The sequence below is a fragment of the Nocardia halotolerans genome, assembly GCF_042650145.1.
Taxonomy (GTDB): Bacteria; Actinomycetota; Actinomycetes; order Mycobacteriales; family Mycobacteriaceae; genus Nocardia; species Nocardia halotolerans.
Genome location: NZ_JBHSDL010000006.1, coordinates 307,612 through 329,835 on the forward strand (window position 1 = coordinate 307,612; position 22,224 = coordinate 329,835).

A 22,224-nucleotide genomic window follows, 5' to 3' on the forward strand; every position below is an offset into this window, starting at 1 on the left:
GAGGAATCGACGTGAACAGTCCTGTTCGAGAGCGCACCGGGCACCACCGGTCCGGCTCGGCCAGCGGTCAGGGGGAGGGGCGAGCCCACGCCAAGGCGATCCTGCTGGGCGAACACAGTGTCGTGCACGGCACCCCGGCCATCGCCTTTCCGGTGCCCACACTGTCGGTGCGCGCCCTCGCGCGTCCCGGCAGCGCGGGCGCGGTGTCCGAGGCGCCCGCCGACGGGCACTTCCGGTTCACCGCCGGTGCCACCGTGGCCACCGATCCGACGCCGTCGGGGCCACGCGTCGCCGTGGAGGAAGCCTTGCGGCGGTGGGGAATCAGCGACGATCCGGTCGAAGTGCTCGTCGAGTGCGCCATCCCCCTGGCCCGCGGACTCGGTTCGAGCGCGGCGTGCGCGGGTGCCGCGGTGCGCGCGGTCGCCGATCTGCACGGTCGCACCCTAGACCCGGCCACGCTGTACGACCTGGTGCAGTGCGGTGAGCAGGTCGCGCACGGCCGGGCCAGCGGCATCGACGCCCGCGCGGTGCTGTCCGACGGCCCCATCCGGTTCCAGCGGGGCACCGCCGCACCGATGACCATCGGTGTCGACGCGGTACTGGTGATCGCCGATACCGGGGCGCCCGGGTCCACCCAGCAGGCAGTGGCCGGTGTGCGCCGCACGCTCGAGCGCGATCGGGCGGCCGCCCAGCGTCTGCTGACCCGCGCCTCGGGCCTGATCGAGGCGGCGGCCGCCGACCTGTCGGCCGGCCGGGCCCGGTCCCTGGGGCGGGCCATGGTCGACTTCCAGGAACTGCTGGCCGAACTCGGCGTCAGCACCGCGCACATCGACAGCCTCGTCACCGCGGCACTGGGTGCGGGCGCCTACGGCGCCAAGCTCACCGGCGCCGGTCTGGGCGGTTGCGTGCTCGCGCTCGCCGAGGCACCCCTGGTGCCCGACGTGCGCGCGGCACTGCGTCACGCCGGCGCTGCGCAGACCTGGACGCTGCCCACCCGCGCCCTGCGTTCGGGCGCCACGTCCTCACCCGCCTCGACACCGGAACTCGGTACCAACCCATGACTTTCACCCCCGCCGTACCGGCCGACCGCGCCGCGGATCGCGTGCGCGCCGCCACCGGACCGGACGAAGCCGCCGCGCTCGCCTACCCGAACATCGCCCTGGTGAAGTACTGGGGCAAACGGGACGAATCGCTGTTCCTGCCCGTCACCAGCAGCCTGTCGATGACGCTCGACATCTTTCCCACCACCACCACCGTGCGGTTGATCGACGGGCCCGCCGACACCGTGGAGTTCAACGGCGCCACCGCCACCGGTTCCGCCCGCACCCGAATCGAACGCTTCCTCGACCTGGTGCGCACCACCGCGGGCCGCACCGAACGCGCTATGGTCGTCACCGCCAACGCCGGGCCCACCGGTGCGGGCCTGGCCTCCTCGGCCAGCGGATTCGCCGCACTGGCCACCGCCGCGGCCGCCGCCTACGGACTGGAACTCGACGGCCGGGCGCTCTCGCGGCTGGCGCGGCGCGGTTCGGGTTCGGCCTCGCGATCACTGTTCGGCGGCTTCGTGGTGTGGCACGCGGGCGAGGGCGACGGTGCGGTAGGGGACCGGAGTTCCTACGCCGAACCGATCGGCGGCGATGAACTCGACCCCGCGCTGGTGGTGGCGGTGGTGAACCAGACCGCCAAGGCGGTGTCGAGCCGGGAGGCGATGCGCCGCACCACCGCCACGTCACCGTGCTACCGGTCCTGGGCCGACTCGTCGATGACCGACTTCACCGAGATGCGCGCGGCGATCGCCCGCCAGGATCTGCCGGCCATCGGCGAGATCGCCGAACGCAACGCCCTCGGCATGCACGCCACCATGCTCACCGCCCGCCCCGCCGTCCGGTACCTGTCGCCGCACTCGCTCGCGGTGCTCGACGCGGTGCTCGCGCTGCGAGCCGACGGCATCACCGCCTACGCCACCATCGATGCCGGGCCGAACGTGAAGGTGCTGTGCACGCGCGCCGACGCGCCCCATGTCGCCGCCACCATCGACGGCCTCGGCGACTTCGTCACCACCCGCACCGCCCACATCGGCCCCGGCGCCACGCTGCTCCCGGACACCGGCCGATGATCAGCACCCGCGCCCCGGGCAAACTGTTCATCGCCGGTGAGTACGCCGTCGTCGAACCGGGTCATCACGCGATCCTCGTGGCGGTCGACCGCTACGCGAGCGCCACGGTGGTCCCGGCCGCCGGCGACACCGTTCTGGGCACCGACCTCGACGGCGGTGCCACCCTCGCCTGCCGACGCCACGGCGACCGCCTGGCCGCTGCCGCCGCGGACCCCGTGGGGCGCACGCACCATCGTGTCAGCGCAGGGGCCGCCGCATGGGAACCGGGATCAGTGGCGGGTGCCGACGGTGCCGTGCACAGGGGTGCCGCCCCGGCGGTGCCATCGGCTGGACCCGCGGAGGTTGCCGCATGTACGGAGCCCGGCGCGACAGCGGTGCCCGCGGCGTTCGCGTACCTGTTCGCCGTCGCCTCGATCATCGACCGATTGGTTGCCGAGCGCGAAATACCGGCTCGCGCCTACCGATTGGACGTCACCGCCGATCTCGGTGACGCGGACGGGCGCAAATTCGGCCTCGGGGCCAGTGCCGCGGTGACCGGGGCCGCGGTGGCGGCGCTCGGCGAGTTCTACGGACTCGACCTGAACCCGATGGATCGGTACCGGTTGGCGATGCTGGCCACCGTCGAGGTCAACCCGCGCGCCTCCGGTGGGGACGTGGCGGCGAGCACCTGGGGTGGTTGGATCGCCTACAGTTCACCCGATCGCGGGCGGGTGGCCGAGGTCGCCGCCGCCGCGGGCGTCGACGCCGCACTGCGAATGCCCTGGCCGGGCCTGTCGGTGCGCCCGCTGCCCGCCCCCACCGCGCTCGAGTTGCTGGTCGGCTGGACCGGCACGCCCGCCTCCACCCCGGCTCTGGTGGCCGGAATGAGTTCGCGCCCACAGCAGCCCGCCGATCGCACCGACTTCCGAGCACACAGCAACGCCTGCGTCGAGCGCCTGAGCGCGGCGCTCGCCGCCGACGACCCGAGCGCGATCCGCACCGAAATCGACTGTGCGCGAGAGCTTCTCCTCGAGCTCGACACCGTGGCGGGCGTGGGCATCATGACCGACCGCCTGACGGCGCTGTGCGCGGCGGCCACGGCCGTCGGCGCCGCGGCGAAACCGTCCGGCGCCGGTGGCGGCGACTGCGGTATCGCGCTGATCGACAGCGCCGAAACCGCGGCGATCGCCGACCTGACCGACCGCTGGGCCGCCGCCGGTATCCGGACGCTGCCGTTGCGGACCCACCCGTACGAAGGGCAGCGCGCATGATCGCCGATCGCAAGGACGACCACGTCCGCCACGCGGTGCAGCACCGCCGCGACCACGTCGGTAGCAACGACTTCGACGCCGTCGGCTTCGTGCACCACGCCCTGGCCGGCATCGACGCCGCCGACGTGTCGCTCGCCGTCGACATGGCCGGAAAGCGCTGGGCCACACCGCTGTACGTGAACGCCATGACCGGCGGCAGCGTCAACACCGGTGAGATCAACCGGCAGCTGGCCGTGGCCGCCCGCGAGACCGGCATCCCCATCGCCTCGGGTTCGATGAGCGCCTACTTCCGCGACCCCGCCGTCGCCGGGACCTACCGCGTACTGCGCCAGGAGAACCCCGACGGCTTCGTGATGGCCAACGTCAACGCCAACGCGACGCTGGATCAGGCGCTGCGCGGCATCGAGCTGCTCGAGGCCGACGCGCTACAGATCCACCTCAACACCGTCCAGGAAGTCGTGATGCCCGAAGGCGACCGGGCGTTCTCCGCCTGGCCGCGCCAGATCGAACACCTCGTCGCCCACGTACCGGTGCCGGTGATCGTCAAGGAAGTCGGATTCGGCCTGAGCAGGCAAACCGTCACCTGGCTGCGCGAGGCCGGGGTGGCGGTCGCGGACGTGGGCGGGCGCGGCGGCACCAACTTCGCCCGCATCGAGAACGACCGCCGCGCCGCCGCCGACTTCGCCTTCATCGAGCACTGGGGGCAGTCCACCCCCGGCTGCCTGCTGGACTGCGCGGGCCTCACCGGCATCGGCATCGCCGCCTCGGGCGGCATCCGGTCCCCGCTCGACATCGCCCGCGCGCTCGCGCTCGGCGCGAACGCCACCGGCGTGGCCGGGGTCTTCCTGAACACGCTGGTGAGCAACGGCACCGAGGCGCTGATCGAGACCATCACCACCTGGCTCGAGCAACTGCGCAACATTCTCACGGTGCTGGGCGCGCGCACCCCGGCCGACCTGGCCGGGACCGACCTGCTGATCACCGGCGAGGTCGCCACCTTCTGCGCGCTGCGCGGTATCGACGTGGCCTCTCTTGCCCACCGGAGTTCCTGGTGGCGCGAATCGAATTTTCGAGAAGGAGTCATCCATGAATGACATGTCGTACGCGGCGGTCCCGATGCAGTGGGTGGGCCCGCTGCGGATCACCGGCAATATCGTCGACGACGCCGTCGACGTGCCGCTGGCCACCTACGAGACCCCACTGTGGCCCTCGGTCGGGCGGGGCGCGCGCATCAGCACCCTGTCCGAGCGCGGCATCGTCGCCACCCTCGTCGACGAGCGGATGACCCGCTCGATCCTGCTCGAGGCCGACGACGCCTACACCGCCTACACCACGGTCAAACAGCTCGAGGAGCGCTTCACCGAGCTGGCCGAGGTCGTCTCGGGCAGCAGCCGTTTCGCCCGGCTGATCGACCTGCACCACCAGATCGCCGGGAATCTGCTGTTCCTGCGCTTCGAATTCACCACCGGTGACGCGTCGGGCCACAACATGGCCACCCTGGCCAGCGACCACCTGATGGACCACATCCTGGCCACCGTCCCCGGCGTGCGCTACGGCTCGATCTCGGGCAACTACTGCACCGACAAGAAGGCCACCGCGGTCAACGGCATCCTCGGCCGCGGCAAGAACGTCATCACCGAGCTGCTGATCCCACGCGAGGTGGTCGAGGCGCGCCTGCACACCACCGCCGCCCAGGTGGTGCAGCTCAACATCCGCAAGAACCTGATCGGCACCCTGCTGGCCGGCGGAATCCGTTCGGCCAACGCGCACTACGCCAACATGCTGCTGGCCTTCTACCTGGCCACCGGCCAGGACGCGGCCAATATCGTCGAGGGCTCGCAGGGCGTGACCCATGCCGAGGACCGCGACGGCGACCTGTACTTCTCGTGCACGCTGCCCAACCTGATCGTCGGCACGGTCGGCAACGGCAAGCACGCCAGTTTCGTGGACGAGAACCTCGAACGCCTCGGCTGCCGCGCAGCGCGCGAGCCCGGCGAGAACGCCCGCCGCCTGGCCGTCATCGGCGCGGCCACCGTGCTGTGCGGTGAGCTGTCACTGATGGCCGCCCAGACCAATCGCGGCGAACTGATGCGCGCCCACACCCAATTCGAGCGGTCCACCACGAGCAACGGGACACAACGATGACCACAACCCCGGTCGGTATCCACGACCTTTCGTTCGCCACCACCCATTACGCCCTCGATCACGCCGTGCTCGCCGAGCGCCTCGGTGTCGACCGCGACAAGTTCTACCTCGGTATCGGCCAGGAGAAGATGAGCGTCGCCGCCGCCGACGAGGACATCGTCACCATCGCCGCGGCCGCCGCGGCACCGATCCTCGAGCGCCACGGCACCGATAACATTCGCACTGTGTTGCTGGCCACCGAGACCGGTGTCGACCAGTCCAAAGCCGCTGCGCTGTATTTGCATTCGCTGGTCGGTTTGCCCAATGCCGCGCGGGTGGTCGAGTTGAAGCAGGCGTGTTACGGCGGCACTGCCGGGCTCCAGTTCGCCGCGGGCTTGATCGCGCGTGATCCGGCCCAGCGTGTGCTGGTCATCGCCGCCGACATCGCCAAGTACGAACTCGACAGCCCCGGTGAACCGACCCAGGGCGCGGCGGCGGTCGCGATGCTGATCAGTGCTGATCCGGCGATCCTGCGCCTGGACACGCCCTCGGGGCTCTACAGCGCCGACATCATGGACTTCTGGCGTCCGAATTATCGCACCGCGGCCATTGTGGACGGCAAGACCTCGGTCAACGCCTACCAGAAGGCCGCCCAGGAAGCATGGAGCGACTACCGCCGCCAGGGTGGGCGCGACCTGAGCGAATTCGCGGCGTTCTGTTACCACCAGCCCTTCACCAAGATGGCGTACAAGGCGCACCGCCATCTGCTCGAAAGTCAGGGCCACAGCGTCGACGCCGCCCGGATCGCGGCCGCGATCGATGACACCACCACCTACAACCGGACTGTCGGCAACAGCTACACCGCCTCGCTGTACCTGGGCCTGGCCTCGCTGCTCGACCACGCGGACGACCTCACCGGCAAGGCGCTGGCGATGATCAGCTACGGCTCGGGCAGTGTCGCCGAATTCTTCGGCGCCACCGTGCAACCCGGCTACCGTGAGCACTTGCGTACCGAGGCCAATCGCGCCGCGATCGAGTCGCGTGAGTTGCTCGATTACGACCGGTACCGGGAACTGCACGAAGCCGTGTCCCCGACCGACGGCCGCTACCACGCCACCGCCGAACAAACCGGTCGCCCGTTCCGGCTCTCGGCCGTCTCCGGCCACAAACGCATCTACGAAGCCCGCTGAGGTCCCCGATGAGCAGCAGCGACACCCCTTCCCGCGACGGCGAGGCCGACCGGCGCCACGTCCGGGTCCTGATCGTGGGCAGTGGGCTGTCCGGTCTCGGCACCGCGATCCGGCTCGGCCAGCGCGGCATCACCGATTACGTGGTCGTCGAACGCGGCCCCGATGTCGGTGGCACCTGGCGCGACAACACCTACCCGGGCGCGGGCTGCGATGTGCCCTCACACCTGTACTCGTACTCGTTCGCCCCCAACCCGGACTGGTCCCGGTCGTTCTCACCGCAACCCGAGATCGAGCAGTACCTGCGCACCGTGGCCGACCGGTACGGGGTACGTGAGAAGCACCTGTTCGACTGCGCGATGACCGGGGCGCGCTGGAACGCGACCGAGGGCCGCTGGTACGTCGACACCAGCCGCGCGGCGTTCACCGCCGACTTCGTGGTCTCGGCCGCCGGTGTGCTCGCCGAACCGAAACTGCCCGACATCAAGGGCATTTCGAGCTTCGAGGGGAAGATCTTCCACTCAGCGCGCTGGGATCACGACACCACCCTCACCGGCAAGAAGGTCGCTGTCATCGGCACCGGGTCCTCGGCGGTCCAGATCGTCCCCTCGATCGCCCCCGAGGTCGAGCACCTCGATGTCTATCAGCGCACCGCCACCTGGGTGATGCCGCAGCTCGCACGGCCCTACCTGGCGCCGGAACGCTTCGCGTTCAAGCACTTCCCGTGGCTGCAACGCCTGATCCGGGCACTGATCTACATCGCCCGCGAGGCATTCGTGGTGACTCAGGTGAAGTACCCGCGTACCGGCCTGATCCTCGAAGCGGTGGGCCGGGTGAAGATGTGGCTCGAGATCCGCGACCCGCAACTACGGCGCAAAGTGCTACCCGAGCACCGCATCGGCTGTAAACGCATGCTGGTGTCCAACAAGTTCTACGGTGCCCTCGATCGTGACAACGTCGATCTCGTGACCGACGGCATCGCCGAGGTCCGGGCCGGTTCGATCGTGTCCGAGGACGGCACCGAACGCGAGGTCGACGCCATCGTGCTGGCCACCGGCTTCCACGTGGCCGATTCCCCGACGTTCAACCTCTACACCGGCCGCGCCGGCCGCACGGTGTCGGAAGCGGCCGAGGCCGAGGGCTATCAGATGTACAAGGGCACCACGGTCGCCGAATTCCCCAATATGTTCTTCCTGCTCGGCGCCAATTCCGGACTGAACTACACCTCGCTGATCTACATCATCGAATCCCAGATCAACTACATCATCGACGCGCTCGACACGATGCGGCAACGGGAGCTGCAGAGCTTCGAGGTGAAGGCGGACGCGCAGACCGAATACAACCGCGCCCTGCAACCCAAGATGGCGCGCACGGTCTGGGCCAACGGCGGCTGCACCAGCTGGTTCCTCGACAACCACGGCAACAATTCCGCGCTGTGGCCCGACTTCAGCTTCAAGTACCGGCGCATGGTGCGCACCTTCGACCTCGACGCCTACGACACCGTGCCGCGGGCCCGATGACCGCCGCGCCCGCGCGCCACGTGCGCGTCGCCGTCATCGGTGCCGGCTTCGCCGGACTCGGGGTGGCCATCCGGCTGCGCGAGCTCGGCATCACCGACTTCGTCGTGCTCGAGCGCGCCGACGATATCGGTGGCACCTGGCGCGACAACACCTATCCCGGTGCGGGCTGCGATGTGCCCTCGCAGCTGTACTCGTACTCGTTCGCCCGCAACCGGCACTGGACCCACACCTTCTCCACACAACCGCAGATCCTGGACTACCTGCGCGAGGTCGTCGACCGCCACGGTGTGCGCGACGCGATCGAACTCGGTTGCGAGGTCACCGATGTGCGCTGGCACGACGACACCGCCCGGTGGGAGATCACGACGAGCACAGGCGCCTATACCGCCGACGTCACGGTCTCGGCGGCCGGACCGCTCAGCGCCCCGAAACTGCCCGACATCAAGGGCCTGAGCGCATTTCGCGGCCCCCTGTTCCATTCGGCCCGCTGGGACCACGACGTGGACCTGGCCGGTCGGCGTGTGGCCGTCATCGGCACCGGTGCCTCGGCCATCCAGATCGTGCCCGCGATCGCGGCCGAAGTCGGGCGGCTCGACCTGTACCAGCGCAGCGCGCCGTGGGTGCTGCCGCGCATGGGCCGCAAGTACACGCGGCTCGAACGCCTGATCTACCGGCACGTGCCGGGCGCCACCCGGCTGGCCCGCACGGCGGTGTACTGGCTGCGCGAATCGTTCGTGCTGTGGCAGTCGAAGTGCCCGCCGCTGGCCGACATCTTCTCGCGCGGCGCGCGGGGGAAGCTCTGGTGGGTGATCCGAGACCGTGACCTGCGGCGCACCCTCACCCCGACGCACCGCCTCGGGTGCAAGCGCATGCTGATCTCCAACGAGTACTACCCGGCCCTGGCCCGCGACAATGTCGAGGTGGTCGCCGACGGCATCGCCGAGATCCGGGAGCACTCGATCGTCGCGAACGACGGCACCGAGCGCGAGGTCGACGTGATCGTCGTGGCCACCGGCTTCCGGATCGCGGACTCACCGACCTACGACATGATCAGCGGCCGCGACGGCCGCACTCTGTCGGAGGTGTTCGGGGCGCACGGCCTGAATGTGTACAAGGGCACGACCATCACGAACTTTCCGAATCTGTTCCTGATGATCGGCCCGAACGCGGCACTGAGCTACACCTCGGCGATCTTCACCATCGAAGCCCAGATCAACTACCTCGTCGACGCGCTCACCACCATGAACGCGCGTGGCCTGCGCACCATCGAAGTCCGCGAGCAGGCCCAGACCGACTACAACCGCACCCTGCAGGCCGGCTTCGCCGGAACCGTCTGGAACGCGGGCGACTGCACCAGCTGGTTCGTCGACGAGCACGGCCACAACGCCACCCTGTGGCCGGATTTCAGCTTCCGGTATCACCGGATCACGCGGAAGTTCGACCTCACGGCCTACGACACGACCACCCACGAGCCACCGGCCGCTGTCCACGGCTGAACCCCGATCCCGGGCCGGATGTTGCGAAGCGGTGCTCTCAGAAGGAGATCGGACGCATCGGCTCGGCCGGTGCGCGGGTGGAACCACGCAGCGGGTTCGCGGTGGGGAAGGTGATCGAGGGCAGCGTCACCCACATGCGCACCCGGGTGCCGTGCTCGTCGTGGCTGAACTCGAGATCCTCGGTGAGTACCCGCATCATGTCGACGCCGCGGCCACGATGGCCCGGATCGGCGGGGGCGGGGATCCAGCGGCCGGTGTCGGCGATCTCGAGGACCACCCGGTCGCCCTCGCAGGTGGCGGTGAGCGAGACCCGGCCCGGCTCGGTGTCGCGGTAGGCGTGCTCGACGCTGTTGCTGCACGCCTCGTTGGCGGCGGCGACGAGATCGGCGGCCAGGTCGTGGGGCACCGCGGCGGTGGCGAACCAGCGGTACAGGGTGCGCCGCAACACCGTCAGCTCCGCGGCGGCCGCGGGAATGTCGATACGCAGCGGTTCGGGCGGCTGGCGGTAGACCACCATGGCCACGTCGTCGTCGTAGCCCGCGGGCGGGCACAGGCGTGAGAGCACCGCGTCGGCGACGTCGCGGGGGAGGGCGCCGCCGGTCTCGCTGAGCACCTCCGCGATCTTGACGAAGCCCTCTTCGATGTCGTAGCCGCGCTGCTCCACCAGGCCGTCGGTGAACAGCACCAGCGTCGCACCGGGCGGGACCGCGGTGGTGGCCTCGGGCCTGCGCGGGGTGTCGAAGGTGGCCAGCGGCACCGCGCGTCCGCCCTCGAGCACCCGCCCCGGACCACCGGGCGGGGCCAGGATCGGCGGCATGTGCCCGGCATTGGAGTACCGGACCATCCCGCGCGCCGGGTCGAGCACCGCCGCGCACACCGTGGTGCACATGGCACCGGGAATCCGGGCGGCCACGGCATCGAGTTCGGCCAGCAACTGGGCCGGTCCGGCGCCACGCAGCAGCAACGCCCGTGCGGCGGTGCGCAACTGGCCCATCACCACCGCGGCCGACAGACCTCGGCCCACGCAGTCACCGACGACCACCCCGATGGTGCCGTCGCGCAGCGGCACCACGTCGTACCAGTCGCCGCCGATCTCCAGCGGCGGCAACGCGGGCTCGTAGTGCACCGAGAACCGCGGCGGCAATTCGATCGGTCCCAGCATCGCGCGCTGCAGCGTGAGCGAGGTGGCGCGCGCCTGATCGAAGTTCCGGGCGCGCTGCAACGCGACACTGAGGTGCCCGACCAGCAGCGAATACAACGCCCAGTCGGCGGCACTGACCGCGCGCGGGGCACCGAAACGCACCCACAGCGCCGCGTCACCGGTCTCACCCAGCGGCGCGACCACGGCCTCGACGCCGCCCTCGTCACCGCTGATCGCGGTCAACCCGCGGGTGGACTGACGACGCGCCCGGTCCAGCAGGGTGTGCACCTCGTCGTCGAGGGTCACCGGGCCGTTGCCCGCCCGGCTGCTCTGCTGCACCGGTGCCGCGACGAAGGCCGTCGTCTCATCGGCCACTGCGGTCTCGGGTTCGGGCTCGGCCGACGGCGGCGCCCCGCACGAGTACACGTCCGGGCGCCCGGTCCGGCTCGGCCACACCGCGACCAGCGCGGTCCGCGCGCCCATGGTGGTGCGCAGTTCGTCGAGGCCGACGGCGAGCACCTCCACCATGCTGGTGGCCGCGCCCACCGCTGTCGCCAGCCGCGAAGCCGCCTGATCGCGGGCCTGCGCATCGTGTTCGGCGGTCACGTCGCGTACGGTCCCGACGAAGATCTGCTCGTCGTTCTCCTGTTTGACCAGCGAGCTCGCGCTCACCGCCAGCCAGCGTTCGCGCCCGTCGCGGTGGCGCACCGGCATCACGAATCGCGAAGCTTCGGTCCCGATCTGGGGGTAGCCGGGGCGGTCCGACAGCGCCCACGGATGCGGCAGCGGGAACGGTACTTCGTTGGCCCCGTACCCGGTGAGCACCCCGAACGCGGAATTGACCTCCACGATGGTGCCGTTGTCGTCGGCGACGAAGAACCCGTCCTGCAGCGACTCCACCAGCGCGGTGCGGAAGGCGTCGCGGCCCGCCAGATCCTCGGCGCGCGAGCGTTGCTGCTCATAGCGTTTGGTGCCGTCGAGGTAGCCGCGGGTAGCGATGTCGAGGGCGGCCATCGTCTGCAGCAGGAACTCCAGGGCCACCTCGGCGCTGCGCGGATTCGCCGGGGCACCGGCGAACTCGGTCACAGTGCGGTAGTGGTGCTCGGTGAGGTCGAGCAGACTGATGTCTTCCACGAGGGCGCGCCTGCCCAGCTCGTAGCCCTCGGTGAGGCCGTCCTGCCCGGGTGTTTCGACGTGGCGGCGCAGGGCCGCCGCGTAATCGTCGAGAAATGCGGCCAGGACGGCGCTCATCGGCCACCTCTCATGGGACGGCTCCGCGGTATCGGGCCGCGAGCACCACGGCGTCGTCGGTGTCCTTGGCGTCGCGCGCGAGCAGGTCGCCGGCGATGGTGGCGGCGGGGCGGGCCAGGTCCAGTGACTCCGGGCCCACCGCGACGATCCCGTCGCTGGCCATCAGCAGCAGGTCACCGGGCCGGATCGGCAGGGTCTGCGGTTGCAGGTGCGCGGGCAGCCGGTAGCCGACGATGCCGCCGGTGAGCAGCATGGTCGCGCGCAGCTCCGGTCCGGCCGGGCCCAGGGTGAGCAGCCGCGACTCGACATTTCCCACCCCGAGCCACTGCAGCGTCTCCTCGGGGCCGATCAGTGCCAAAGACACCGCGGCGCCGCGGGTCTCGACCATCGCGCGATGGCACAGCACCATCAGGACGTCCAGTGGTTCACCCCGGTTGTCGGCCAGGATGACCGCCGCCCGATCGGCGGCGTCGGCCGCGGCCGCACCGTGGCCCAGCCCGTCGAGCACCCCGAACAGCACTCCGCCGTCGCCGGTGTCCAGGACGACGGCGCGGTCACCGGAGACGTCCTGACCGGGCAGTGCCCGACCGGCCGTCGACCATTCCGTGCGGCCGATGATCCCGTCTTCATGCACCGTTGGGTACCCACTTCCACATCTCGATCAACGTCCCACGTCCCGGGGCGGAATCGACGGAGAGGTGGTCCATCAGCCTGCGCGCGCCCGGCAGGCCGAGGCCCAGGCCACGGCCGGTGGAATACCCGTCCTCCAGCGCGCGCGGGATGTCGCGGATTCCCGGGCCCTGGTCCTCGGCCTGCACGACGAGCGCCTGACGGCCCTCGCGCAGGTCGACGAGCAGGCGGACTTCGCCGCTGCCCGCGTAGCTGGTGATGTTGCGCGCGATTTCGGAGATGGCGGTGGAGATCATGGTGCGGTCGGTGAGTGTGAAGCCCAGGTGTGCCGCCAGCTCGTGTCCGGCCTGGCGTGCGGTGACGATGTCCTCGGACACCTTGACCGAAATCGCGACCTGCTCAGCGGCCACTGTCACGACCGTCTCGTCTGCGCGGATGCCGATTCAGCCAGGCAAGGCCTTCCTCCAGATCCAGCGCGGTGTGCATGTCTTCGAAGGTCAGGCCGAGTTGCACCATGGCGAAGGCCACCTCGGGCTGCAACCCCACGATCACGGTCTCGGCCCCGCGTAACTGGGTCATGTGCGCGATGGTGCGCAGCGAGCGCGCCGCGAAGGAGTCCATGATGTCGATGGCGGTGACGTCGACGATGATGCCGGTGGCGCGATAGCGGCTCACCTGCTTCATGAGGTCTTCTTGCAGGCGTTCGGTATCGGCGTCGGTGAGGGCCGACTGCACCGATGCGATCAGGAACGTGCCCTGCTTGAGGATAGGTACGGGCATGGCGGACGGATCAGCGCCCGTCCCGCTCGACCAGGCGCTCGCCGCCTCGCGACACCTCGTACCCCAGCAGTCGTTCGGCCTCCTCGATACCGCCTTGGAGGTCGCCGACGGCGTTCATCTTCGACAGGTCCAGGCCGATGGTCACCAGGGTCAGCGCGATCTCCGAGGACAGGCCGGTGATGATGACGCTGGCGCCCATCAGGCCCGAGGCGTCGACGGTCTGCACCAGGTGGTTGGCCACCACGGAGTCGATCGCGGGCACGCCGGTGATGTCGATGACGACCACCTTGGCGCGGTTGGCCCGGATGGCGCGCAGCAGCTGCTCGGTGAGCTGGCGGGCGCGCTGGGAATCGAGCACGCCGATGATCGGCAGGATGAGCAGCTGCTCACGCACCTGCAGTACCGGGGTGGACAGCTCGCGGATGGCTTCCTGCTGCCGGCTGATGACGCGCTCGCGCTCCTGCACGAACGACACACTCACGGTGTTGGCGATGCGGTTGGCCGCGGGCTCGTAGGCGTCGAGCACCTGGTTGAGCATCTCGAAATTCGACTGGTACTTCGAGAACAGCGAACGGGCCAGGACATCACGCAGCAGCGCGACGATGCCGAGGACCTCGTCGGTCTCGACGCCTCGGGGGATGATGCGCTCGGACAGATCGCGGGCGTAGGCCTGCAGTGCTTCGACGCTGCCGGTCTCGAGTACCTCGACGTAGTTGTCGAAGATCGAGGTGGCCTCGGAGAAGATCTCCTCCGGCGTCATCGCGGTGAGCAGCTGGGCCTCGGTGATCCGCCGGGCCCACTCTTCGCGCAGGGCGGTGCGATTCTGTCGGAGGTGTTCGACCAATTGCGGTAGCAGATTGTCTACCGGGCGGGCCGGCAGCGAATCCGCCGAAAGACTCATGGACACCTCGGACATGAAAACTCCTGCCCCTTTCGATGACTTCTGTCGGTGCACACTGCGCGCGCTTTGACCCGAAGCCTACTCATACCCCGACTGCGGTGCTGCCCAAACCTGCGCTTACCGGCTACTCCGGGGCGAAGCCGCGTGCGAGCGCCCCCAGGGCCCGATCCAGGTATTCGGTGAGATCGGTGTCACCGCGTTCGAGCCAGGCGTCGAAGGCGGCGCGGGCCGCCGCGAGGGTGGTGCGCCCGACCGCCAGCGGCACCAGGTCCTCGGCCGTGGTGCCGAGTCGTTTCGCGGCGAACTCGCCGACCGCGCGCTCCCAGGCGTCGTAGTGCGCGCCCGCCCCCGCCGACAGGGCGGGCACCCCGGAGACCAACCGCATCCTGGTGCGCAGTTCGGGGATGTCCTCGGCGCGATAGCGGTTGGCCGTCACCACGATCCGGCGGACCGCGCACATCATCGGCTCGTCGTCGGGGACTTCGGCGAAAGCGGCGCGCAGGTCGGTGACCTCGTTGTCGAACTGGTGCCAGAGCACGCCGGCCTTGCTGGGGAAGTAGCGGAAGAAGGTGCGTTCGCTGACCCCGGCCGCGGCCGCGATGCGCTCCACGGTGACGGTGTCGAACCCGTGCTCGGCGAACAGCTTCATCGCGATGACCTCGAGTTCGCGGCGCGTGGTGCGCGGCGGACGGCCGCGATGGGCACGCGGAGACGGGACAGACATGGATACAGAGTAAGACTTCCCCAGCCCTTGATTATGTCAGTGACTGACGTTAATGTTCCGGCCATGTTCGTGGCCCACCTCACAGGCCCCGAGGCGGGCGCATGGGCCGACTCGGGAGTGACCCTTCTCATCCCGCTCGGCGCGACCGAGCAGCACGGCCCGCACCTGCCGATCTCCACCGATCTCGACATCGCCGCGGCCCTGTGCGCCCGCGTGGCCGCCGAACGCGCCGACGTCCTGGTCGCACCCGCGATCGCCTACGGCGCCAGCGGTGAGCACGCGGGCTTCCCCGGCACGCTGTCGATCGGCCAGGCCGCCCTCGAACTGCTGGTGGTGGAGTTGTGCCGGTCGGCGACCGACACCTTCGACCGCATCGTGCTGGTCAACGGCCACGGCGGCAATGTCGAAGCGCTGCGCCGCGCGCTGGCGCTGTTGCGCTCCGAATCGCGCGACGTGCGCCTGTTCGCACCCGGTTACGGCGGTGACGCGCACGCGGGCCGCACCGAGACCTCGATCCAGCTCGCGCTCGACCCGCGCCGGGTACGCGCCGAACTGGCCGAACCGGGGGACCGCCGCCCCCTCGGTGAACTGCTGCCGCTGCTGCGCGCCGGCGGTGTGCGCGCGGTGAGCCCCAACGGAATTCTCGGCGACCCCACCGGGGCGACCGCGGACGAGGGTGCCGGGCTGCTCGCCGCGGCGACCTCGGCACTACTGCACGACCTGGGCCGATGGTGGCCCGGGGACGACGAGGAAGGACCCCAGCGATGAATCCCTGGTTCGAAACCGTGGCCGAGGCACAGCGCCGCGCCCGCAAGCGCCTGCCGAAATCGGTGTACGGCGCGCTGATCGCGGGCTCCGAACGCGGCCAGACCATCGAGGACAACCAGACCGCGTTCACCGAACTCGGCTTCGCCCCGCACTGCGCGGGCCCGATCGGCGAGCGCGACCAGTCCACCACCGTGCTGGGCCAGCAGGTCTCGATGCCGGTGCTGATCTCGCCCACCGGCGTGCAGGCGGTGCACCCCGACGGCGAGGTGGCCGTCGCCCGCGCCGCGGCCGCCCGTGGAATCGCCATGGGGCTCAGCTCTTTCGCGAGCAAGCCGGTCGAAGACGTGATCGCCGCCAATCCGTCCACCCTGTTCCAGCTCTACTGGTGCGGGTCCAAGGATCAGATCCTCGAGCGGATGGCCAGGGCGAAGCAGGCGGGCGCGGTCGGGCTGATCCTGACCCTCGACTGGTCGTTCTCGCACGGACGCGACTGGGGCAGCCCGGTGATCCCGGAGTCGCTGAACCTGCGCACCATGGCGAAGTTCGCACCGCAGACCCTGGCCCGGCCCCGCTGGCTGGCCACCTACCTGCGCTCGGGCAGCATCCCCGACCTCACCGCGCCCAACATGACCGTCGGTGACGGTGCGGCGCCCGGGTTCTTCGGCGCCTACGGCGAATGGATGCAGACCCCGGCCCCGGACTGGGACGATGTCGCCTGGATCTGCGCCCAGTGGGACGGTCCGGTGCTGCTCAAGGGCGTTATGCGCGTCGATGACGCCCGGCGCGCGGTCGACGCCGGTGTCGCCGGTATCTCGGTGTCCAATCACGGCGGCAACAACCTCGACGGCACCCCCGCCGCGATCCGGGCCCTGCCGGTACTGGCCGACGCGGTCGGTGACGAGATCGAGGTCCTGCTCGACGGTGGCATCCGGCGCGGCAGCGATGTCGTGAAGGCCGTCGCACTCGGCGCGCGGGCGGTGCTCATCGGCCGTGCCTACCTGTGGGGCCTGGCCGCCAACGGGCAGGCCGGCGTCGAGAACGTGCTCGACATCCTGCGCGGCGGCATCGACTCGGCCCTGCTGGGCCTGCGCAAGACCTCGGTCACCGAGCTCACCCGCGACGACATCGTGATCCCGCCCGGCTTCGAACGCGCCCTCGGCCTCGAGGCGACCGGCGAGGATTCCGGCCGGACCACACGCGTGCCGGTCGCCGACGGCGCCCTGGCCGGCTAGCTCACGCCGGTTCGGCCGCGGCCTCCTCAGTCGGTCGTGGTGCGCGGGGGCTGTACTCGCGCGCGGCGCTGCGGTGGTGGTCGACGAGGGTTTCGTAGATGTCGGCCAGCGCGGTGAGCTGGCTGCGGTCGAGCACGTCGATCAGGTGGCGGCGCACGCTGCGCACGTGCGCGGGTGCGGCCGTGGTGAGGAGCTGACCGCCCGCGGTGGTGAGCCGGGCGACGGTGCGGCGCTGATCGTGCGGCATCGTCTCCCTGGTCACGAGCCCGCGCTTCTGCATCCGGGTGATCTGGTGGGACAGCCGGCTCTGCGACCACTCCAGCGCTCCGGCCAGATCGGCGAAGGTGAGGCGCTGACCGGGCGCGTCGGCCAGGTAGGCCAGCACCGAGTATTCGACATAGCTCAGGTTCGCCGCCCGGCCCGCGTCCCGCCCGATCGCCGCGGCGATCAGGTCGCGGGTTCGCACATAGCCCAGCCAGGCGCGCAATTCGACATCATCGAGCCACTGTGGATCGGTCACGATCGAGCTCCAGATTCTCCGGTGCAAGCTTCGGATTGAACGGTGCACGCCCACCACCGCCCGGAGAATGGGTAGCACCGTTTGGGTTGAACGTGCAACCTCGACTTTGGTAAAGGTATATGTAAGGGTTGCCTAACCGGTGGAGTCGGCACGCGTGGTGGCTAGGCTCGGCGATGCTCTGCCCACCTGCCTGAAGGAGTGCGATCCGTGACCGCGCCGGAGTTCCGCTATTCCGATCTGCTGCCGATCGGCACGGACGACACGCCGTATCGCCTGCTCACCACCGAGGGGGTCAGCACCTTCGAGCACAACGGCCGCACCTTCCTGCAGGTCGAGCCCGAAGCCCTGCGCCTGCTCACCGAGACGGCGATTCACGACATCAGCCACTACCTGCGCCCGGCGCACCTGCGTCAGCTGCGCAAGATCATCGACGACCCGGAGTCCTCCGGTAACGACCGCTTCGTGGCGCTGGACCTGCTCAAGAACCTCAACATCTCCGCCGGTGGCGTGCTGCCGATGTGCCAGGACACCGGCACCGCGATCGTGATGGGCAAGAAGAGCGAGGGCGTGCTCACCGGGGCCGACGACGCCGAGTGGATCAGCCGCGGTGTGTTCGACGCCTACTCCACGCTGAACCTGCGCTACTCCCAGCTCGCCCCCCTCACCATGTGGGACGAGAAGAACACCGGCTCCAACCTGCCCGCCCAGATCGAGCTGTACTCCACCGAGGGCGACGCCGACAACCCGGTTTACAAATTCCTGTTCATGGCCAAGGGCGGCGGTTCGGCGAACAAGTCGTTCCTGTACCAGGAGACCAAGGCGATCCTGAACCCCGAGCGCATGCTCGAGTTCCTCGACGAGAAGATCCGCTCGCTGGGCACCGCGGCCTGCCCGCCCTACCACCTGGCCGTGGTGATCGGCGGCACCAGCGCCGAATTCGCTTTGAAGACAGCGAAATACGCCTCCGCGCACTACCTCGACGACCTGCCCACCGAGGGTTCGATCACCGGTCACGCGTTCCGGGATGTCGAGCTCGAGGAAGAGGTCTTCCAGCTCACCCGCGAGTTCGGCATCGGCGCGCAGTTCGGTGGCAAGTACTTCTGCCACGACGTGCGCGTGGTGCGCCTGCCCCGCCACGGCGCCTCCTGCCCCGTCGCCATCGCCGTCTCCTGCTCGGCCGACCGCCAGGCCCTGGCCAAGATCACCAAGGACGGCATCTTCCTCGAGCAGCTCGAAACCGAGCCCGCCCAGTACCTGCCCGAGCAGACCGAAGACATTCTCGGCGGCGACGTCGTGCACATCGACCTGAACCGCCCGATGGACGAGATCCGCGCCGAACTGTCGAAATACCCGGTGAAGACCCGGCTCTCGCTCACCGGCCCGCTGGTCGTGGCGCGCGACATCGCGCACGCCAAGATCAAGGAACGCCTCGATGCCGGCGAGCCCATGCCGCAGTACCTGCGCGACATGGCCGTCTACTACGCCGGTCCGGCCAAGACGCCCGAGGGCTACGCGTCGGGCTCCTTCGGTCCCACCACCGCGGGCCGGATGGATTCCTACGTCGACCAGTTCCAGGCCGCGGGCGGCTCCATGGTGATGCTGGCCAAAGGCAACCGTTCCGCCCAGGTCACCAAGGCCTGTGACGAGCACGGTGGTTTCTACCTGGGCTCCATCGGCGGTCCCGCCGCGCGGCTGGCGCTGGACTGCATCAAGAACGTCGAAGTTCTCGAATACCCCGAGCTCGGCATGGAAGCGGTCTGGAAGATCGACGTCGAAGACTTCCCCGCCTTCATCGTGGTCGACGACAAGGGCAACGACTTCTTCGCCGAGACCCAGAAGCCCATCGCCCTGCGGGTGCGCACGCGCTCCAAGGAGCGCGTGTAACCGCGACCTGGCCGTCTGTCCAGCACAGCCCGTCCGCCCGGTGTAATGTGACGCGCGACATACGCGGTACCGGGTTCGGACGGGGGTGCGGCCAGTGGCTGCCGGTGGTATTCCTGCAGGTCGGGTAGCGCGCAGCGCCAAGCTGGGCCAGTTCGCGGCCGAACAGGCCATGCGCGGGGTCGGTCGGCGGTTGTCGATGATCGGGCGCACCGAAGAGGCCAGGCAGGTGCTGGCCGAACGCTCGGCGATGACCACCGCGCAGCAGATCGTGGCCGTACTCGGGAGCATGAAGGGCTCGGCGATGAAGCTGGGGCAGATGGCCTCGGTACTCGACCTCGATTTCGTACCCGAAGCGCACCGCGAGCAGTTCCGCAAGCAGCTCTCCGCCCTGCAGGACAAAGCACCCGCGGTGGACTTCGCGACCATGCGCCGCGTCGTCGAAGACGATCTGGGGCCGCTGAGCCGCACCTTCGCCGAGTTCGGCGACACTCCGATCGCGGCCGCCTCGATCGGGCAGGTGCACCGGGCCCGGCTGCACGACGGCCGCGTGGTGGCGGTGAAAGTCAAGTATCCCGGAGTGGAGCAAGCCGTCCACGCCGACATCGGCAATCTCGAATTCCTCAGCAAGATGGGCAGATCCGTACTGCCGAGCATGGCCGATCACGGCGTGCTCGACGAGGTCGCCAACAATCTGCGCAGCGAACTGGACTACGTGCGCGAGGCCCGGACCCAGCACCGCGTGGCCCAACGCTACCGGGGCCATCCGTTCATCACCGTGCCCGACGCGATCGAGGAGTTGTGCACGCACAACGTGCTGGTCACCGAATTCGTTGATGCGCAACCCTTCTCGCACCTGCGGACCCTGCCCGCCGCCGACCGGGACCGGTTCGGCGAACTGATCTACCGCTTCTACATCGCCAGTCTCTTCGCCGACAACGAGTTCTGCGGCGACCCGCACCCGGGCAATGTGCTGCTGGCCGCCGACGGCAAGCTCGCGTTCGTCGATTTCGGTCTCTACAAGCGGATGGACCCGGTGCACGTCGAATTCGAGCGCTCGGTCCTGCGCGCGGCGGCCGAGGGGCGCGGCGAAGACCTGTTCGCCGCCTGGGTGGGACGCGGCATCATCGACCCGGACGCCGGGGTCACCCCACAGGAGAGCCTGGCCTACGTCTGGGCCGCGGCCGGCTGGCACCTGCTCGACGAAGAAGTCACCATCACCCCCGAATTGGCCACCGGCGCCGTACTCCTCGCCGTCGACCCGCGCGCGGCGGAGTTCCGCGGCATGCACAAGCAGCTGCTACCGCCCGAACACGTGTTCTCCCGCCGCGCCGACCTGTTCACCTTCGCCACCCTCGGCCAACTGCGCGCGCGGGCGAACTGGCACCTGCTCGCCCGGGAGTGGCTCTATCATGAGCCGCCCCGCACCGAGATCGGCATCGCCATCGACGAGTGGCGCCGGTCCAGGTGAGCGCCGCCGTTGACCGGGTCGATAGGATCCGGGCATGAATTCTGCGCTCGGCCGGCTCCTGGTTCCGCTCGTCGTCGCGGCGATCACCACCACGGGGGCCGGGCTCGCCGCCGCCGCGCCGGACCAGCGCGTGCAGGTCCAGTCGGCCACCGGCACCGAGGGCCTGGACCCGCCACTGGCCCTGGCCTACACCCTCGCCGAACGCCGAGCCCACGCCGAGGGCGTCCCACTGTCGATCACCTCGGGCTACCGCACCCCCGAACAACAGGAACTGCTCTGGCAGGACGGTCTGGCCACCCACGGCAGCCCCGGCGAAGCCCGCCGCTGGGTGCTCCCACCCGCGGAGTCGACCCACGTCTCCGGCCGAGCGGTCGACGTCGGCCCACAGGTCGGCGCCCAGTGGCTCGAGACCCACGGCAACCGCTGGGGCCTGTGCCGCACCTTCAGCAACGAATGGTGGCACTTCGAGCTGACGACCGTCCCCGGCACACCGTGCCCGCCCATGGTGCCCGACGCGAGCCTGCGCTAGGACACCACCTACTACGTAGCCGCCGTCGCCACACCCACCCGCCGAGTCGGCACGTGCACTGGGTGATGTCGACAATGGACTGGTTCACGCGCCACAGGTCACCGGTGCCGGTGGCATGGAACGTGACGATGGTGCTCGCTTCTGTTGCGACGGCACTGTGTTGCGCTCGGAAAATCTGGGCGGACATCACGGTGTTCGATGACGACGAATTCTGGCTGACCGCCGGCCTTTTGCTCGCTATACCGGTGGCAGTGTGGTTGGTATCGGTTATTGTTGCGGGCCTGAGGTACGTGGGTTGGTGGCGCCTGGGACTTCTGGTCCCTGCGCTTCTTGCCATCACGGTTGCGCTGGCCGAACACTCCGTCCCGGGCCGGATCGGTTGGTTGATGACTCGAAGCGACATGAATCAGGCAGCTGCGGCGTGCGACGCGCTGGAAAGTGGCCGATCGGTGAGGGGATACAACGGCGAAACTATTGGCCTGTACAAGTTCCACCATATCGAAAGCGAACCTGGCAAAGAATGCGAATTCTATTTGTCGAGGCACTACCCCGGAGTTCGTAGCGGGTTCATTTATCTACCGAACGGTAAAGACCTCGTCAGTGACATCGACAACAAGTATGTCCGTCTCGATAACTCTTGGTATTACCTCAGGGGATAGTTCTCGCTGTCGTCGGTCCCTCGCGCGTCAATTCGATGAGGTAG

At 69.3% G+C, this 22,224-nt stretch carries 21 protein-coding genes; 14 read left to right on the forward strand and 7 right to left on the reverse strand.

Going from position 1 to position 22,224, the window contains the following annotated elements:
• Window positions 1-11: 11 nt before the first annotated feature.
• Genes mvk through ACFO5K_RS06965 form a run of 8 tightly spaced genes read left to right on the forward strand, consistent with a single transcriptional unit; the run spans window position 12 to window position 9,693 of the window.
• A complete protein-coding gene (gene mvk / locus ACFO5K_RS06930) occupies window positions 12-1,061 on the forward strand; it encodes a mevalonate kinase (RefSeq protein ID WP_378557509.1) in 1,050 nt (349 codons plus the stop codon).
• Window positions 1,058-2,116 carry a diphosphomevalonate decarboxylase gene (mvaD, locus tag ACFO5K_RS06935; protein WP_378557511.1) on the forward strand — a complete coding sequence of 353 codons (1,059 nt, stop codon included), beginning with the start codon at window positions 1,058-1,060 and terminating at the stop codon, window positions 2,114-2,116. Before mvk ends, mvaD begins: the two co-directional genes overlap by 4 nt.
• A complete protein-coding gene (locus ACFO5K_RS06940; protein WP_378557513.1) occupies window positions 2,113-3,366 on the forward strand; it encodes a phosphomevalonate kinase in 1,254 nt (417 codons plus the stop codon). Before mvaD ends, ACFO5K_RS06940 begins: the two co-directional genes overlap by 4 nt.
• On the forward strand, window positions 3,363-4,460 hold the full coding sequence (gene fni / locus ACFO5K_RS06945; RefSeq protein WP_378557516.1) for a type 2 isopentenyl-diphosphate Delta-isomerase: 1,098 nt from the start codon (window positions 3,363-3,365) through the stop codon (window positions 4,458-4,460). Before ACFO5K_RS06940 ends, fni begins: the two co-directional genes overlap by 4 nt.
• Window positions 4,453-5,511, forward strand: a complete 1,059-nt coding sequence (locus tag ACFO5K_RS06950; RefSeq protein WP_378557519.1) for a hydroxymethylglutaryl-CoA reductase — start codon at window positions 4,453-4,455, stop codon at window positions 5,509-5,511. The genes fni and ACFO5K_RS06950 overlap by 8 nt, the downstream gene beginning before the upstream one ends.
• Window positions 5,508-6,680, forward strand: a complete 1,173-nt coding sequence (locus tag ACFO5K_RS06955) for a hydroxymethylglutaryl-CoA synthase (protein ID WP_378557522.1) — start codon at window positions 5,508-5,510, stop codon at window positions 6,678-6,680. The genes ACFO5K_RS06950 and ACFO5K_RS06955 overlap by 4 nt, the downstream gene beginning before the upstream one ends.
• Before the next feature lie 8 nt (window positions 6,681-6,688).
• Window positions 6,689-8,197, forward strand: a complete 1,509-nt coding sequence (locus tag ACFO5K_RS06960) for a flavin-containing monooxygenase (RefSeq protein WP_378557525.1) — start codon at window positions 6,689-6,691, stop codon at window positions 8,195-8,197.
• On the forward strand, window positions 8,194-9,693 hold the full coding sequence (locus ACFO5K_RS06965) for a flavin-containing monooxygenase (protein WP_378557528.1): 1,500 nt from the start codon (window positions 8,194-8,196) through the stop codon (window positions 9,691-9,693). Before ACFO5K_RS06960 ends, ACFO5K_RS06965 begins: the two co-directional genes overlap by 4 nt.
• 37 nt (window positions 9,694-9,730) lie before the next feature.
• On the opposite strand, the gene ACFO5K_RS06970 is transcribed toward ACFO5K_RS06965, so the two are convergent.
• The 6 genes from ACFO5K_RS06970 to mftR all read right to left on the reverse strand — a co-directional run bounded on the left by ACFO5K_RS06970 (window position 9,731) and on the right by mftR (window position 15,120).
• The gene (locus ACFO5K_RS06970) at window positions 9,731-12,085 is read right to left on the reverse strand and encodes a SpoIIE family protein phosphatase (protein WP_378557531.1); all 2,355 of its coding nucleotides are present in this window, start codon (window positions 12,083-12,085) and stop codon (window positions 9,731-9,733) included.
• A gap of 10 nt (window positions 12,086-12,095) precedes the next feature.
• Window positions 12,096-12,719, reverse strand: coding sequence for a stage II sporulation protein M (locus ACFO5K_RS06975; RefSeq protein WP_378557534.1), 624 nt, complete (start codon window positions 12,717-12,719; stop codon window positions 12,096-12,098).
• Complete coding sequence (locus tag ACFO5K_RS06980; RefSeq protein WP_378557729.1) at window positions 12,712-13,125, reverse strand: ATP-binding protein; 414 nt, start codon at window positions 13,123-13,125, stop codon at window positions 12,712-12,714. Before ACFO5K_RS06980 ends, ACFO5K_RS06975 begins: the two co-directional genes overlap by 8 nt.
• A complete protein-coding gene (locus ACFO5K_RS06985; RefSeq protein ID WP_378557537.1) occupies window positions 13,115-13,495 on the reverse strand; it encodes an STAS domain-containing protein in 381 nt (126 codons plus the stop codon). Before ACFO5K_RS06985 ends, ACFO5K_RS06980 begins: the two co-directional genes overlap by 11 nt.
• Before the next feature lie 10 nt (window positions 13,496-13,505).
• A complete protein-coding gene (locus tag ACFO5K_RS06990) occupies window positions 13,506-14,411 on the reverse strand; it encodes an STAS domain-containing protein (RefSeq protein ID WP_378557540.1) in 906 nt (301 codons plus the stop codon).
• A gap of 109 nt (window positions 14,412-14,520) precedes the next feature.
• Window positions 14,521-15,120, reverse strand: coding sequence for a mycofactocin system transcriptional regulator (gene mftR / locus ACFO5K_RS06995; protein WP_378557543.1), 600 nt, complete (start codon window positions 15,118-15,120; stop codon window positions 14,521-14,523).
• A gap of 63 nt (window positions 15,121-15,183) precedes the next feature.
• Between mftR and mftE the strand changes: the two genes are divergently transcribed.
• Together mftE and mftD are read left to right on the forward strand one after the other, a co-directional pair.
• Window positions 15,184-15,888, forward strand: coding sequence for a mycofactocin biosynthesis peptidyl-dipeptidase MftE (gene mftE / locus ACFO5K_RS07000; RefSeq protein ID WP_378557732.1), 705 nt, complete (start codon window positions 15,184-15,186; stop codon window positions 15,886-15,888).
• Window positions 15,885-17,120, forward strand: a complete 1,236-nt coding sequence (mftD, locus tag ACFO5K_RS07005) for a pre-mycofactocin synthase MftD (protein ID WP_378557546.1) — start codon at window positions 15,885-15,887, stop codon at window positions 17,118-17,120. Before mftE ends, mftD begins: the two co-directional genes overlap by 4 nt.
• A 1-nt stretch (window position 17,121) precedes the next feature.
• Here the strand turns inward: mftD and ACFO5K_RS07010 are convergent, their stop codons facing one another.
• Window positions 17,122-17,640, reverse strand: coding sequence for a MarR family winged helix-turn-helix transcriptional regulator (locus ACFO5K_RS07010; RefSeq protein ID WP_378557549.1), 519 nt, complete (start codon window positions 17,638-17,640; stop codon window positions 17,122-17,124).
• Window positions 17,641-17,847: 207 nt separating this feature from the next.
• On the opposite strand from ACFO5K_RS07010, the gene ACFO5K_RS07015 reads away from it, so the two are divergent.
• The 4 genes from ACFO5K_RS07015 to ACFO5K_RS07030 all read left to right on the forward strand — a co-directional run bounded on the left by ACFO5K_RS07015 (window position 17,848) and on the right by ACFO5K_RS07030 (window position 22,180).
• Window positions 17,848-19,524, forward strand: coding sequence for a fumarate hydratase (locus ACFO5K_RS07015; protein WP_378557552.1), 1,677 nt, complete (start codon window positions 17,848-17,850; stop codon window positions 19,522-19,524).
• 169 nt (window positions 19,525-19,693) lie between these two features.
• The gene (locus ACFO5K_RS07020) at window positions 19,694-20,992 is read left to right on the forward strand and encodes an ABC1 kinase family protein (protein WP_378557735.1); all 1,299 of its coding nucleotides are present in this window, start codon (window positions 19,694-19,696) and stop codon (window positions 20,990-20,992) included.
• 34 nt (window positions 20,993-21,026) lie between these two features.
• Complete coding sequence (locus tag ACFO5K_RS07025; protein ID WP_378557555.1) at window positions 21,027-21,521, forward strand: M15 family metallopeptidase; 495 nt, start codon at window positions 21,027-21,029, stop codon at window positions 21,519-21,521.
• 74 nt (window positions 21,522-21,595) lie between these two features.
• Window positions 21,596-22,180: a hypothetical protein gene (locus ACFO5K_RS07030; RefSeq protein ID WP_378557558.1), complete on the forward strand. Its 585-nt coding sequence runs from the start codon at window positions 21,596-21,598 to the stop codon at window positions 22,178-22,180.
• Window positions 22,181-22,224 lie beyond the last annotated feature (44 nt).